The following is a 13657-nucleotide window of genomic DNA, read 5'->3' as shown; positions in this document are numbered from 1 at the left end:
CTTCATTCTTCCAATCATATATGATCGGCGCATGAAGTTCCCTCCTGTAAATACCTGCAAGCTCGTGGCGGTGTTCGCGTTGGCCGCCGCCGGGCCTGCCCACGGCCAGCTGGGCCTGCCGCGCTTGCCCTTGCCCCAGCAGATCGGCCCCGTCGAGCTGGACCGCCTGCGCCGGCCCGCCGAGCAGCTGCTCCAGCGCGCGCCCTTGCCCGAGCTCGGCAGCCTGCGCCTGGACACGGTGCGCGCCTTGCTGCGCCGCCATCCCGCAGTGCTGGAAGCCGATCCGCGCGGCGAGCCGGCCGTACGCGGCGAGATTCTGGCCTGGTCACCCACTACTGCGGCCCTGGAGGCCGCCTCCAGGGCGGGACTGGTGGCCGTGCGCGAGGAAGCCTTGCCGGCCCTCGGCGACAGGCTGGTGGTGCTGCGCGTGCCTGCCGGGGCGGCCACGGCGGATCTGGTCGAACGCCTGCGCGCCCTCGATCCGCAAGGGACCTACGACTTCAATCACGTCTACACCGGCAGCGGCGCCGCGCCGGGCCTGCCGGAAGGGAGCGGGGCCGCGCGCGTGGGCCTGGTCGACGGCGGGGTCGATGCCGCGCATGCCGTGTTCGGCGCCACGCCGATCACGCGCTGGGGCTGCGGCGGCCGCCTCGTACCGGACGCCCATGGCACGGCGGTGGCGGCGCTGATGGTAGGCCGCTCCGAGGTCCTGCGCGGCGCCGCGCCGGAGGCGGCCTTGTACGCGGCCGACGTCTACTGCGGCGACCCGGCCGGCGGCGCCGCCGACCGCATCGCGGCCGCACTGGGCTGGCTGGCCCGGCAGCAGGTCGGGGTGATCAACATCAGCCTCGTCGGTCCGCCCAACGCGCTGCTGGGACGCGCCATCGCCGCCATGCAGGCGCGCGGGCACCTGCTGGTGGCGGCGGTCGGCAACGACGGACCGAATGCGCCGCCGCTGTATCCGGCCGGTTATCCGGGCGTCGTCGGCGTCACCGGCGTGGACCGGCGCGGCAAGCCGCTGCCGGAGGCGGCGCGCGGGCCGCAGGTGATGTTCGCCGCCCCCGGCAGCCAGATGGTCAGCGCCGCGCCGGGCGCGCCGCCCTACCGGCAGGTGCGCGGCACCTCGTTCGCGGCGCCCATCGTGGCGGCCTTGCTGGCGGAGCGCCTGCCGAAGCCGGACCGGGCCGCGGCTGCCGCCGCACTCATGGCGCTGGCGGCGGAGGCGGCGGGCGGCAAGCCGGGAAGCGTCAGTAGCGAGATTGGATACGGCATCGTGGGCGCGCGCCTGCGCACGGATCCATCAGAACTGCGCTGAAATTTTTTTCGAACGAATGGAAGAAATCGCCGACGCCCCTCGTTCTCCTTGCAAGGGCAGCGGATAGTCCGCGCCATCACAAGGAGAACCAACATGAAGATCAAGCACATCGTCAAGTACGCCGCCATCGCCCTCGCCATCGGCCTGGCCCATGGCGCCAATGCCCAGCTGCTCGGCGGCTCGGTGAGCGGCTCGCTCGGAGGTTCATTGGGAGGCATGGCAGGCGGCGCCGGCAGCATCGGACGCATGGGCGGTCTTGACGCCGTCAACGGCATGCGCGGCGACATCCGCGGTACCGGCGGTGCGCAAGGCTCCGCTTCGGGCCGCATCGACGGCAGTGCCGTGAGCGGCGCACTCGCAAGCGCAAGCGGCGCGGCGCGCCAGCAAGCGGACAGTGCACGCGACCAGGCCGCGGCTACGGGAAGCGGAGCTGCGGGCCGTGTGCGCGGCGCCGCGCAGTCGGCGGCCGAGTCGTCCGCGTCGGCCAATGCGGCGGTCTCGTTCGGCGGCAGCGGCGACGCCGGCGGAGCCCGCAACTAGATCTACAGGATCGGCGTTCCGCCCGTGACCGCGATCCGCGCACCCGAGATGTAGCTGGCTTCATCCGAGGCCAGCATCACGAACACGGGCGCCACTTCCTTCGGCTGGCCGGGACGCTTCATGGGCACCTGCTGGCCGAAGGACGCCACCTCGTCCGGCGGCATGGTGGACGGAATCAGGGGCGTCCAGATCGGCCCCGGCGCCACCGAATTGACGCGGATACCCTTGTCCGCCAGCAGCTGGGCCAGGCCCGCCGTGAAGTTGGCGATCGCGCCCTTGGTGGTGGCGTAGGCGAGCAGGGTCGGCTTGGGCTTGTCCGAGTTGATCGAGGTGGTGTTGATGATGGACGAACCCGGCTGCATGTGCTTCACCGCCGCTTTACACAAGTGGAACATGGCCGTGATGTTGACCTTGAAGGTGTAGTCCCATTCCTCGTCCGGAATCTCTTCCAGCGAATCGTGGCTCATCTGGAATGCCGCGTTGTTGACCAGGACGTCGATGCGGCCGAATTCGGCCGCCGCCTTGTCGACGATGGCGCGGCAGTGGGCCGGGTCGGCCAGGTCGCCCGCCATCAGCACCGCCTTGCGCCCCGCCTCCTCGACCAGGCGTGCGGTTTCCTGCGCATCCTCGTGCTCGTTCAGGTAGGCGATCAGGATGTCGGCGCCCTCGCGCGCATAGGCCAGGGCGACCGCGCGCCCGATGCCGCTGTCGCCGCCGGTGATGATGGCGGCCTTGTCCTGCAGGCGTCCGCTGCCGCGGTAGCTGGTTTCGCCGTGGTCGGCGGGCGGGTCGAGGGCGGCTTCGACGCCCGGCGGTTCTTGTTGCTGCTTCGGCTGGTTCATGGGGGCTCCATTGTCGGTCAGGGTGTCAGGTAGCGCGCGGAAACGGCCGGCCGCACGCCGGCGGCGCGCTCCTGGGGCGCCGGCTGGTCCTGCAGTTCCTGCAGCAGCAGGTGCTGCGGCCGCGGCGCGGTCGAGACGCCGAGCTCCTCGAACATGCGCAGCGCGTCCAGGTTGATGGCCTGCTGCGTGTCCATGAAGAGGTTGTAGTCGGCGTCCAGCATGGTGTACACCACCTCGTACTCGATCCAGTTCTGGTCGACCGTCTTGAGGTGGGCGCGGTCGAAGCGCACCTTGTCGTGCCCGCCGATCAGCGCGCCCAGCGCCTGCGGCACGCGCGCAGCGAGCTCGGGCGGCGTGGACGGGTTGATGCGCAGCGCGAACTGGATGCGGCGCGTGCTCATGCGCCGGTAGTTGAAGACCGTGTTGCGCAGCAGTTCGGCGTTGGCGATCACGATCTGCTCGCCGCCCAGGGCGCGGATGCGGGTGGTCTTCAGGCCGACGTGCTCCACCGTCCCCGAGAAATTATTTACCGAGATCGAGTCGCCCACTTCGAAGGGCTTGTCGACCGCGATCGACAGCGAGGCGAACAGGTCGCCCAGGATGTTCTGCACGGCCAGCGCGATCGCGATCCCGCCGATGCCCAGGCTGGCGACGAAGGTGGTGACGTTGATGCCCAGGTTGGACAGCATGGCCAGCACGAAGATCGCCCAGACGCTGGTCTGCAGGACCCAGATCACCAGGGTGTGCGCCACCGTCACCTGCTCGTCCTCGGCGCCGTGGCTGTGGGCGCGGAAGTAGCGCCGTGCCGCGACCTTGATCGCGCGGTGCAGGTAGAGCGCCAGCTGGACGCCGAGCGTAAAGAACCAGAGGTGCCCCAGGCGCGTGTCCCAGGGCTCGGGCAGGTCGAGCACCGACAGGCCGATCAGGACCGAGGTCGCCAGGATCGCCAGGGTGCTGGTGTGGGCGAGGGTCCGGCTGAGCACTTCGGCCACCGGGCGGTGGGCGCGCTCCTCGCTCAGGCGCGACAGGCGCTTGCGCATCAGGAGCAGGGCGCCGTGCATCAGGAAGAAGCTGGCAATGGCGGCGCCCAGGGCGAACAGGGCGTTGGCGGGGGAAATGTCGAGCGAATCAATGAAGGCGGAAATCGTCAAACCGGTCTCCTTTCCGGAATGCGCAGCCAGCGGCGCCATGGCGGGCGCCGGACGACGGGCAACAAGAGAGGGCGGGCGCGGGAGGCCGCGCCGCATGGGCAGCCGGAGCTGTCCCGATAGGTGAGGGGCGCGGGCCTCGCGGGCCCGCGCGGAGGATCAGCGGCGGCCCAGGTGCGCGCGCACGGCGTCCACGCTGGGGCCGACCGCCTTGACGGCGCGCTCCAGTTCTTCGCGGCTCACGCCCAGGGCTTCGGTCCAGTGGCGGACCTCCCATTCCTCGTGCACGTTGATGCGGGAACGGTCTTGCGATCCAGCTTTTTGCAGGTTGTCTGACATGACGGACTCCTTTTTACGTGTCTGATGCCAGAGTGCCATTCATGGCCGCCGTGTTCCGTACGCTGTTTCACGTTGGGGAAAGCGAAGGACATGCCAGGCGCGCGGTTTTCAGGTAGGCTTGCAGTATCGGTATAGCAACAGCAAGGAGACGATCATGGCAGCACCTTATGAAACCGCGCAGCCCGAACGCAGCGCCATCGATGCGACGGCGGGCCTGGTGGCCCTCGACTTCGGCGCCAACTGGTGCGGCTATTGCCGCGCCGCCGAGCCGGCCATCGACCAGGCCCTGGCCGACTACCCGTCGGCCCGCCACATCCGGGTCGAGGACGGCCCCGGCCGCCCGCTCGGCCGCTCGTTCCGTATCAAGCTCTGGCCCACGTTGGTGGTGCTGAAGGACGGCCAGGAAGTGGCGCGCGTGGTGCGCCCGGACAGCGCCGATGAAGTGCGCATGGCCCTGGCCCAGGCAGGCGGCGCATGAGCGTGGCGTCGTCCGCCGCCAGCGCACCGGCCAACAAGCCGCGCACCGTCCTGTTCGCCAGCCTGATCGGCACCACGATCGAGTTCTACGACTTCTACATCTACGCCACGGCCGCGGTGCTGGTGTTCCCGCGCCTGTTCTTCCCGGCCGCCGATCCGGCCGCGGCTACCTTGCAGTCGCTGGCCACCTTCGCCATCGCCTTCTTCGCGCGCCCGGTCGGCTCGGCCGTGTTCGGCCACTTCGGCGACCGCATCGGCCGCAAGGCGACCCTGGTCGCGGCCCTGCTCACCATGGGCTTGTCCACGGTCCTGATCGGCTTGCTGCCCACCTATGCCGCGATCGGCACCCTGGCGCCCCTGCTGCTGGCCCTGTGCCGCTTCGGGCAAGGGCTGGGCCTGGGCGGCGAGTGGGGCGGGGCGGTGCTGCTCGCCACCGAGAACGCGCCGCCGGGCAAGCGCGCCTGGTACGGCATGTTCCCGCAGCTGGGCGCGCCGATCGGCTTCTTCCTGTCCGGCGGCACCTTCCTGCTGCTGGGCGAGGTCCTGAGCGACGCCGAATTCTTCGCCTGGGGCTGGCGCGTGCCCTTCCTGGCCAGCGCGCTGCTGGTCGCGGTCGGCCTTTGGGTGCGCCTGAAGATTACCGAAACCCCGGACTTCCAGAAGGTGCTGGACCGTAACGAGCGGGTCAAGGTGCCGGCGGTGGCCGTATTCGCCAACCATACCCGCGCCCTGGTGCTGGGCACCCTGATCGCGCTGGCCACCTTCGTCGTGTTCTACCTGATGACGGTGTTCGCGCTGAGCTGGGGCACCTCGAAGCTGGGCTTCTCGCGCCAGCAGTTCCTGCTGCTGCAGCTGTTCGCGGTGGTGTTCTTCGCGCTGACGATTCCTCCTTCGGCCCTGCTGGCCGACCGCCATGGCCGGCGCACCGCCATGATCGCGGTGAGCGCCGCCATCGCCGCATTCGGCCTGCTCTATGGGCCGCTGTTCGGCGCCGCGACCCTGTTGTCGGCCGGCGTGTTCATGGTGCTGGGCATGTGCCTGGTGGGCTTTACCTACGGTCCGCTGGGCACGTTGCTGGCCGAGCTGTTCCCGGCCGAGGTGCGCTACACCGGGGCGTCGCTGACCTTCAACTTCGCCGGCATCCTGGGCGCCTCGCTGGCGCCCTATGTGGCGACCTGGCTGGCCACCAACTACGGCCTGGAGTACGTGGGCTACTACCTGAGCGCGGCTGCATTGCTGAGTCTGCTGGCCCTGGTGCTGGCCGGCCCGCAAGGCCGGGCGGGCCGGGCGCAGCCGGCGGCGCATTGAGCACGCGGCGCCCGAGCGCCTTGTCCGCCCGCGCGCCCAGAGATGGCGATCCGGGCGACGCCGCCTTCCTGGCGGCGCTGTACCTGTCCGCGCGCCCCGACCTGGGCGCGCTGCCGGTGCCGGCTAGCGTCATCGAAGGCATCGCCCGCCACCAGCAGGCGCAGCAGCGCGAGGCCTATGCGCGCGCCTGGCCGCATGCCGAGGAATGGATCGTGGAAGACGGGGAGGGGCCGCTGGGCCGCCTGGTGCTCGACCAAGGATTGGAGGCGCTGCGGGTGGTCGACCTGTCGATCGCGCCGCGTGCGCGGCGCCGCGGCCATGCGCGCAGCCTGCTGCTGGCCCTGCAGGACGAGGCGGCGGCCGGCGGCCGGGTCCTGGCGCTGCGGGTCAGGCTGGACAACGCGCCCGCGCGCCGCCTCTACGCCGGACTGGGCTTCGAAGCGCTTTCCAGCGATGGCGTGCACCAGGAACTGCGCTGGCCCAAATCTCCTGCGAAGTAGCCTCAGAAAGAATAGACCATCGTCAGCGAAGTCTGGGTGTCGGTGTTCTTCTTGTCGCTCGGCACATTGGTGTCGTTGCGCACGCTGAAGCCGGCCTTCATCTGCATGGTGCCGTTGATCTTGGTGCTGAGCGAGGTCTCGGACACCGAGTGGGTGTTCGACGTGCCTTTCTCGACGCTGACGCTCTGGGCGAAATAGGCCGAGGGGCTGACGCGCCAGCGGAACTGGGCCGCGCCGCGCACCGTCACGCCGTTCTCGTCCTCGCCCGTGGCGCGCTCGCCGGCGAAATAGCCCGGACCGATTTCCACGTCCAGGGTCTTGTCGGTCTGGTCCAGCCAGCGCGAGCCGTGACCGATACCGATGGTCGAGTAGCGGGTATAGGCGCCGAAGCGGTCGTTGACGTGCGAGCCGAGCACGAAGGCGCGGCGGCCCGGGCCGACCAGCTTGCGCGAGGCCTTGGCCGACGCCGCCCAGCGTTCGGCCGAACGGCTGGTCTGGCGGACGCCCTCGTCATCCTCGTATTCGTCTTCCTTGAAGAAGCCGCTGAGGATGAACTCGTGGCTCCAGTCGACCGTCTCGTGGCGCGCGTCGATCTTGCCGGTCACCGAGGTGCCGGTGGTGTTGCCCGAAGTCGTGATCGCGCCCAGTTCGGCGGAGGTGAACCAGCCGCCTTCGGGAATCTCGAGCGGCTTGGCGACCGTGAGCGGGGCGTGGACGTTGCCGACATCGGGCAGGTCGGGGGCAGCGGCGTGGGCCGGGGCCAGGCTGTGCGCGGTCAGGAGGGACACAAGGAGAGACGCAAGGATCGGAGTTGATTGCATTGGCATCTGTGCGGCGGCCACCGCGGACCCGAAGGCGCGGCGGGCCTGCCGGCCCGTCGTTCGTGGATTGGCGCCGCGCGGCGGGTTTGTCCCGGAATGCGGCAACTTGGCCGACATTGTATCCTAAAGACGGCGCGATGAGATGCTTTGCGGCACGTTGAACGCCTCTCCCATAGGTAAAGTGTGGCGTATTGACGCTTCAAAGTTTGCAATTGCTCATGCGCAATCGGTAGAATTCGGTAGATGACTGGCGGCATGTCGCTCGCCGGCGCCTGAGGAGTGTCGAACCGTCATGCCCAGCCACGAGGCCCCCTCCGGGGCGGAGGTCCTGCCCGGTTTTGCCAGGCTTCCCGGCGCCGCCGGCGACAAGGACTGGAGCACCACGCCGCTCGGCCCGCCCGCCGCCTGGCCGGCCGAGTTGCGCGCAGCCGCCGGCACTTGCATGAGCTCGCAGTTCCCGCTCGCCATCGTCTGGGGCCCGGAGTTCGTCTACCTGTACAACGAGGCGGCGAAGGGGATCTTCGGCGACAAACACCCCTGGGCCATGGGCCGGCGCGCGATCGACGTCTGGCCGGACGCCTGGCCGACCTTCGGGCCAATGCTGGAATCGGTCTACCGCGGCGGCCAGGCGGTGCGCGGCGACGACCTGGAAATGATGCTGGACCCGCACGGACAGCTGGTCGAGGCCTACCTGACCTTTTCCTATAGTCCCATCGTGGGGGCGGACGGCGCCATCGGCGGCGTCTTCGTCGTCTTCATGGAAACCACCGCGCGCATCCTGGCCGAGCGCCGCCAGCGTACCGTGTCCGACCTGGCCACGGCGGTGGCGCGCGGGCGGCGCAGCGACGACCTGGTGACACGGGTGCGCGAGGCGCTCGCGCGCAACCCGCGCGACTTGCCCTTCAGCGCTTTGCTGCGCAGCCAGGCGGGTGGCGGGCTCGAATGCCTGTTCTGCACCGGGCCCGCGCCAGGCGCGGATGCTGGTTCCGCTCCCCCTTCCGCGGCCCTCGCCGACGCGCTTGCCGGAGCGGCGCAGGCCGCGATCGCGACCGGCCAGGTGCAGCTGCTGGACGCCGCGCCGGCGCTTGCCGTGCTGGGCCATTGCGGTCCCTGGCCGGAGGCGCCGCGCCACATGCTGGCGGTGCCGTTCCGGCTCGGCGGCCAGGAGCTGCCGGATGGCGTGCTGCTGGCAGGCGTCAGTGCGCGCAGTCCGCTCGACGCCGCCTACCGGGCCTTTTTCGACCAGGTGGGCGGGCATGTCGCGCACGCCGTGGCGATTGCCGAGGCCGATGCCGCCGAGCGCCGCCGCATGGCGGCGATGGCCGAACTGGAGCGCAGCCGCTCGCACTTCTTCGCCAGCGCCAGCCACGAGCTGCGCACCCCGCTGACCCTCGTGCTGGGGCCGCTTGGCGCGCTGCTCGACGACTCGCCGCGCGCACTGCCGGCCGGCACCCGCGAAGCGGTCGAGATGGCGCACCGTAACGCGCGCCGCCTGCACAAGCTGGTCGAATCGCTGATGGACTTCGCCCGCCTCGAGGCGGGCGCCTTGCCGGTGGTGCTGGAAGCGGTCGATCCCGGCCCGGTCACGACCGAGATCGCGGCCCTGTTCCGGGCGCCGGTCGAGGCGGCGGGGCTGCGCCTGACCCTGAACAACACGCTGCCGCCGGGCGCCGCGCTGCTCGACCGCGACATGTGGGAGAAGATGGTGTTTCACCTGCTGTCGAACGCCTTCAAGTTCACCCTGGAGGGCGGCATCGCGCTGCGCCTTGGCGGCGGCGACGGCTGGATCGAGCTGGAGGTGGCCGACACCGGGATCGGCATCGAGGAAGACGAGACAGGGCGCGTGTTCGACCGCTTCTACCGCAGCCGCAGGGCCGCGGGCCGCAGCGCCGAGGGCAGCGGCGTGGGCCTGTCCCTGGTGCGCGAACTGGCGCGCATGCATGGCGGCGACGTGGCGCTGGAAAGCCGGCGCGGCCTGGGCAGCCGGTTTACCGTGCGGCTTCCATGGCGCCGGCCCGATCCGTCCCAGGCGGGACTGGCCGCGCCGCCCGGCGCTCCGTCCTCGCTGGCGCGGCGCGCGCGCTTTCGCGACGAGCTGCTGCGGTACGGCCTGGGCGCCGCCGAGGGCGCGGATGGCGGCGCGCGGCTGGCGGGCGAGGGGACCCGGGTGCTGGTGGTCGAACGCGACCAGGACGTGGTGCGCTACATCGCGCGCCTGCTCCAGGACGGCTGCCGCGTGGCCTCGGCGCAAAGCGCGGAGGCCGCCATGGCCGCGATCCGCTCGGGCGCGCCCGACCTGGTGCTGGCGGATTCGACCCTGCCCGGGCCGGACGGCCTGGAGCTGGTGCGCCGCATCCGCGCCGACGGCGCGGCCCGCGCGGTGCCGGTGCTGGTGCTGTCCGCGCGCGCGGGCGAAGAGGCGCGCCTGGAGGCGCTCGAGGCGGGCGCCGACGATTTCCTGGCCAAGCCCTTCAGCGGGCGCGAGCTGATCGCGCGGGTGCGCTCGCACGTGCAGATGGCGCGCGTGCGGCGCGCCGCCTTCGAACAGGAAACCGCGCTGCGGCGCGAGATCGCCGGCCTGCGCCACGACCTGGCCACCGTGCTGGACGGCACCCGGGACACGGTCGTCAGCCTCGACCGGGTGCAGCGCGTGGTGGCTCTCAACGACGCCGCCGCGGCGGCGGCCGGCCTGCCCAAGGAACACCTGGTCGGCGCCACCGTGCGGCGTCTGATTCCCGACCTGCCCGGCAGCGAGCTCGAGGCGGCGCTGCGCGGCGCCATCGAGGGGCGCGATACCGCGCCGGTCGAATATTTCCACGGCGCCACGGGACGCTGGTACGAGGTCCGCTGCTACAGCGCCCCGCACGGCGCGCTGCTGTTCGGCACCGACGTCACCGGCCGCAAGCTGGCCGAGCAGGCGCGCCGCCAGGCCCACGCCGAGCTCGAACGCCGGGTCGAGGAACGCACCGAGGCGCTGCGCGCGGCCAACGGCTTGCTGGCCGCGGTGTTCGACCGCGCCCCCGGCGGCATCGCCCTGTCCGATCGCGAGGGCCGTATCGTGCGCGCCAACGACGCCTATGCGGCCCTGGTGGGCCTGGATGCCGCGATGCTGCCGGAACGCAGTCTCGACGAATGGATCGAGGTCGCCGACCTGGCGCGCCTGCGCGACGGCCACGCGCGCCTGCTGGCCGGCGCCTGCGGCAGCTTCGAGATCGAGCTGCGCTACCGCTGTCCCGACGGCCGCCGCCTGTGGGTGGCGCACTTCGTGTCCCTGATCCTGCCTGCCTGGCGCGGCGAACGCTGCTTCGTCACCATCGCGCGCGACGTCACCGCGCGCAAGCGCAGCGAGACCGAGAGCGAGACCGCGCGCCTGGAACTGCGCACCCTGTACGAGCGTCTGCAATCGGTGCGCGAAAACGAGCGCAAGGCGCTGGCGCGGGAGGTGCACGACCAGCTGGGGCAGATCCTGTCGGCGGCCAAGATCGACATCAAGCTGCTCGAGGACGACCTGCGCGACGACGCGCGCCCAATGGTGCGCCCCGCCATCCTGGGCGAACTCGGCTCGGCCAGCGCCACGCTGGAGCGGGCCATCGGCCTGGTGCGCGAGATCGCCACCGAGCTGCGCGCGCCCGAGCTGGACGAGCAGGGACTGTACGCGGCGATCACCTGGCACGTGCACGACTTCGAGCGCCGAACCCGGATCGCCTGCCACGTGACCTTCGAGCCGAGCCGCCCGCATCCTTCGCGGCCGGCGGCGGCGGCGCTGCTGCGCATCCTGCAGGAAGCCATGACCAACGTGCTGCGCCACGCCCAGGCGAGCAAGGTATGGGTCAGCCTGGAGCGGCGCGGCGCCATGCTGGTGCTGCGGGTGCGCGACGACGGCGTCGGCATCGCGCGCGGCAGCCTGCGCCGCGGCGCCTCGCTCGGCCTGCAGGGCATGCGCGAGCGCGCCGAGCTGGTCGACGGCAAGCTGCTGGCCGGCCCCCTCGCGCCGCGCGGCACCCTGGTGTCCGCGCGCGTTCCACTTCATTCGACACGAGGACCCGCTTCATGATCAATCTCGTCATCGCCGACGACCACGAACTATTGCGCGAAGGCGTCAAGAAGATCATCCGCTCGGCGCCGGGCCTGCGCGTGGTGGGCGAGGCGGCCGACCTCGAGCAGGCGCTGAAGCTCCTTGGCGAACACCGGCTCGACTTGCTGGTGCTGGACATTTCGCTGCCCGGCCACGATGGCCTCGAGGGACTGGCTGAGGTGCGGCGCCAATTCCCGGAGCAGCGCGTGCTCATGCTCAGCATGTACGGCGAAGAGCGCTATGCGCTCGCCGCGCTGAAGGCGGGCGCGGCCGGGTACATCACCAAGACCATGGCAGCCGAGGAATTGGTCAAGGCGATCCGCAAGGTCCTGGAAGGCGGGACCTATATCGGCCCGCGGCTGGCGGAACTGCTGGCCCAGGAAGCGCGCGCGCCGGAATCCGGCGCGCCGCACGAACGCCTGACGGCGCGCGAGAGCGAGATCCTGGCCCTGATCGGGGCCGGACTCCAGATCAAGCAGGTCGCCGGCGAACTGGGGATCAGCGTGAGCTCGGTCAACACCTACCGCCTGCGCATCTTCCAGAAGATGGGTTTGCACTCGAATGCCGCCCTGATCCGCTACGCCGTCCAGCACGGACTGGTGGGCTGAGGTCCGGCACGCCAGGGCCCGTCCGCCAGCCGCTGGAACCCGCACGTTCGTTCCTGTAGTTGCTACAAGGCAACAGTATTGACACTTATTTATGTCGTTAAATTTACGACACCGATTGTCAAATCTATGACATTTGTAAAATCGGATAGCCTTATTCTAAGGGAAATTTCCTTATCAAAATCAATAGCTTGAGCTCGCCTACCCATGTCGCATGGGCGCGCGCGTTCGCGCGTGGGGCTGCACACCTCAGGTAACTCCAGTGTTGTGACAGACAGGACTTGGGTAGGATTTCAACGTTAATTGTCTTGCGTCAATGCATGGCGGGTCGTCCTGTCGTGCACCGGCGTCCCTTATGACGAGCCCAGGCAGCATGATGCGACTGATCGAGTTCGAATGCCGCGGCCAGCGCCTCGCGCTGCCGCTCGCCTGCGTGCGGCGCGCGGTGCCGTGCGCAGAACCGGCGCCGCTGCCCGGCGCCGGCGCTATCGTGCTCGGCGTGCTCAACGTCGCCGGCGAAATGGTGGTGGTGGTCGATGTGGGGCGCCGTCTCGGCCTTGCCCCGGCGCCGCTCGACCCGGCGCAGCAGATCCTGGTCGCGGAACTCTCGGGCTTTCTCGCGGGGATCGTGGTCGACCGCATCCACGGTGTCACCGAGCGCGACCCGGCGCAGCTGTTCCCTGGCGAGGTGGGCGCCGCGCCCTACGTGGCGGGCATGGTCCGCCTCGAGGACGGGCTTTGCCTGGTGGTCGAACCGGGCCGCTTCCTGTTCGCGGACGAGTGCGCGAGCCTGTCGGGCGCCCTGGCCGGCGCCGCACATGGAGGCATCCATGCGCCTGCCTGAACCCATCGAGCGCGCCACGTGCCGCATCGAAGCCGAGACCGGCCTGCATTTCGCCGGGGCGCGCCGGCGCGAGCTGCCGGCGGCCTTTGCACGCATGGCCCGGGAAGCCGGCCATCCCGATGCTGAAGCGCTGGCAGGCTGGCTGCTCGAGGGGCCCTGGGACAGCGCCCGGACCGCCCTGTGTGCGCGCCACCTGACCATCGGCGAAACCTATTTCTTCCGCGAGCCGCGCGGACTGGACTTGCTGTGCGAAGTCGCCCGCGCCAAGCTGGCGGCCGATCCCGCAGCCGGACTGCGCGTCTGGAGCGCCGGATGCGCGACCGGCGAGGAACCCTACTCGCTGGCGCTGGCGCTGCGCATCAACGTGCCCCAACTGGCGCCGGAACGGAGCGCGATCCTGGCCACCGACCTGAATCCAGCCAGCCTGGACGTGGCGCGCGCCGCCGTCTACCGTGACTGGTCCTTCCGCCGCACTGCGCCGGTGCTGCGCGCCGCGTGGTTCGCCGAGACGGCGCCAGGACGCTACCTGCTGCGCCCCGAGGTGCGGCGCCAGGTGCGCTTCGCCCAGCTCAACCTGGCGCAAGGACCGTATCCGCCGGACTGCAAGGCCATGGACCTGATCTTCTGCCGCAATGTGCTGATGTATTTTTCGCGCGCGCAGATGCGCGAGGTTGTGGCGCGCCTGCGCGACTGCCTGCTGGAAGGCGGCTGGCTGGTCGTCAATCCCAGCGAAGCCTCGTCCGAGCTGTTCGCCGGTTTCACGCCGCGCTACCACCCCGATGCCGTGCTTTACCGCAAAGACAGCCGGCGTATCGCGGCGGCTGCGCCGCCCAACCCCGGGCC

Annotated in this window: 13 protein-coding genes; 9 read left to right on the top strand and 4 right to left on the bottom strand. The window is 70.5% G+C overall.

All coding sequences use genetic code 11. The annotated features are described in order from the left end of the window. Positions 1–31: 31 nt before the first annotated feature. Both KBW98_RS00900 and KBW98_RS00895 read left to right on the top strand, forming a co-directional pair. Positions 32–1315 carry a S8 family serine peptidase gene (locus tag KBW98_RS00900; RefSeq protein ID WP_211518203.1) on the top strand — a complete coding sequence of 428 codons (1284 nt, stop codon included), beginning with the start codon at positions 32–34 and terminating at the stop codon, positions 1313–1315. A gap of 93 nt (positions 1316–1408) precedes the next feature. Then, positions 1409–1855: a hypothetical protein gene (locus KBW98_RS00895; RefSeq protein WP_211518202.1), complete on the top strand. Its 447-nt coding sequence runs from the start codon at positions 1409–1411 to the stop codon at positions 1853–1855. A 2-nt stretch (positions 1856–1857) separates the two neighbouring features. Here the strand turns inward: KBW98_RS00895 and KBW98_RS00890 are convergent, their stop codons facing one another. From KBW98_RS00890 to KBW98_RS00880, 3 genes are all read right to left on the bottom strand, one after another. Next, on the bottom strand, positions 1858–2697 hold the full coding sequence (locus KBW98_RS00890) for a glucose 1-dehydrogenase (RefSeq protein WP_211518201.1): 840 nt from the start codon (positions 2695–2697) through the stop codon (positions 1858–1860). Positions 2698–2714: 17 nt separating this feature from the next. Continuing rightward, positions 2715–3848, bottom strand: a complete 1134-nt coding sequence (locus KBW98_RS00885; RefSeq protein WP_211518200.1) for a mechanosensitive ion channel family protein — start codon at positions 3846–3848, stop codon at positions 2715–2717. Between the two features lie 156 nt (positions 3849–4004). Next, positions 4005–4184, bottom strand: a complete 180-nt coding sequence (locus KBW98_RS00880) for a DUF3606 domain-containing protein (RefSeq protein WP_211518199.1) — start codon at positions 4182–4184, stop codon at positions 4005–4007. Between the two features lie 154 nt (positions 4185–4338). Between KBW98_RS00880 and KBW98_RS00875 the strand changes: the two genes are divergently transcribed. The 3 genes from KBW98_RS00875 to KBW98_RS00865 are packed head-to-tail and all read left to right on the top strand — an operon-like array spanning position 4339 to position 6469. Next, positions 4339–4662, top strand: a complete 324-nt coding sequence (locus KBW98_RS00875; RefSeq protein WP_211518198.1) for a thioredoxin family protein — start codon at positions 4339–4341, stop codon at positions 4660–4662. Further along, positions 4659–5969, top strand: coding sequence for an MFS transporter (locus KBW98_RS00870; protein WP_211518197.1), 1311 nt, complete (start codon positions 4659–4661; stop codon positions 5967–5969). Before KBW98_RS00875 ends, KBW98_RS00870 begins: the two co-directional genes overlap by 4 nt. Next, positions 5966–6469 (top strand): GNAT family N-acetyltransferase, encoded by a 504-nt coding sequence (locus tag KBW98_RS00865; protein WP_211518196.1) that lies wholly within the window; start codon positions 5966–5968, stop codon positions 6467–6469. The genes KBW98_RS00870 and KBW98_RS00865 overlap by 4 nt, the downstream gene beginning before the upstream one ends. 2 nt (positions 6470–6471) lie before the next feature. Here KBW98_RS00865 and KBW98_RS00860 read toward each other — a convergent pair whose 3' ends face one another. Further along, entirely contained in the window at positions 6472–7257 is a 786-nt protein-coding gene (locus tag KBW98_RS00860; protein WP_373888880.1) for a YdiY family protein, read from the bottom strand. Between the two features lie 325 nt (positions 7258–7582). Between KBW98_RS00860 and KBW98_RS00855 the strand changes: the two genes are divergently transcribed. The 4 genes from KBW98_RS00855 to KBW98_RS00840 all read left to right on the top strand — a co-directional run. Further along, a complete protein-coding gene (locus KBW98_RS00855; RefSeq protein ID WP_211518194.1) occupies positions 7583–11344 on the top strand; it encodes an ATP-binding protein in 3762 nt (1253 codons plus the stop codon). Beyond that, positions 11341–11973, top strand: a complete 633-nt coding sequence (locus KBW98_RS00850; RefSeq protein ID WP_211518193.1) for a response regulator transcription factor — start codon at positions 11341–11343, stop codon at positions 11971–11973. The genes KBW98_RS00855 and KBW98_RS00850 overlap by 4 nt, the downstream gene beginning before the upstream one ends. A gap of 370 nt (positions 11974–12343) precedes the next feature. After that, positions 12344–12814, top strand: coding sequence for a chemotaxis protein CheW (locus KBW98_RS00845; protein ID WP_211518192.1), 471 nt, complete (start codon positions 12344–12346; stop codon positions 12812–12814). Further along, a partial coding sequence (locus tag KBW98_RS00840) for a protein-glutamate O-methyltransferase CheR (protein ID WP_211518191.1) occupies positions 12801–13657 on the top strand: 857 nt, incomplete at its 3' end. The genes KBW98_RS00845 and KBW98_RS00840, both read left to right, overlap by 14 nt.

Source organism: Massilia sp. ST3, assembly GCF_018119405.1.
Taxonomy (GTDB): domain Bacteria; phylum Pseudomonadota; class Gammaproteobacteria; order Burkholderiales; family Burkholderiaceae_D; genus Telluria.
The sequence above is the reverse complement of the archived record's forward strand: the minus strand, read 5'-3'. Positions and strand labels throughout refer to the sequence as shown.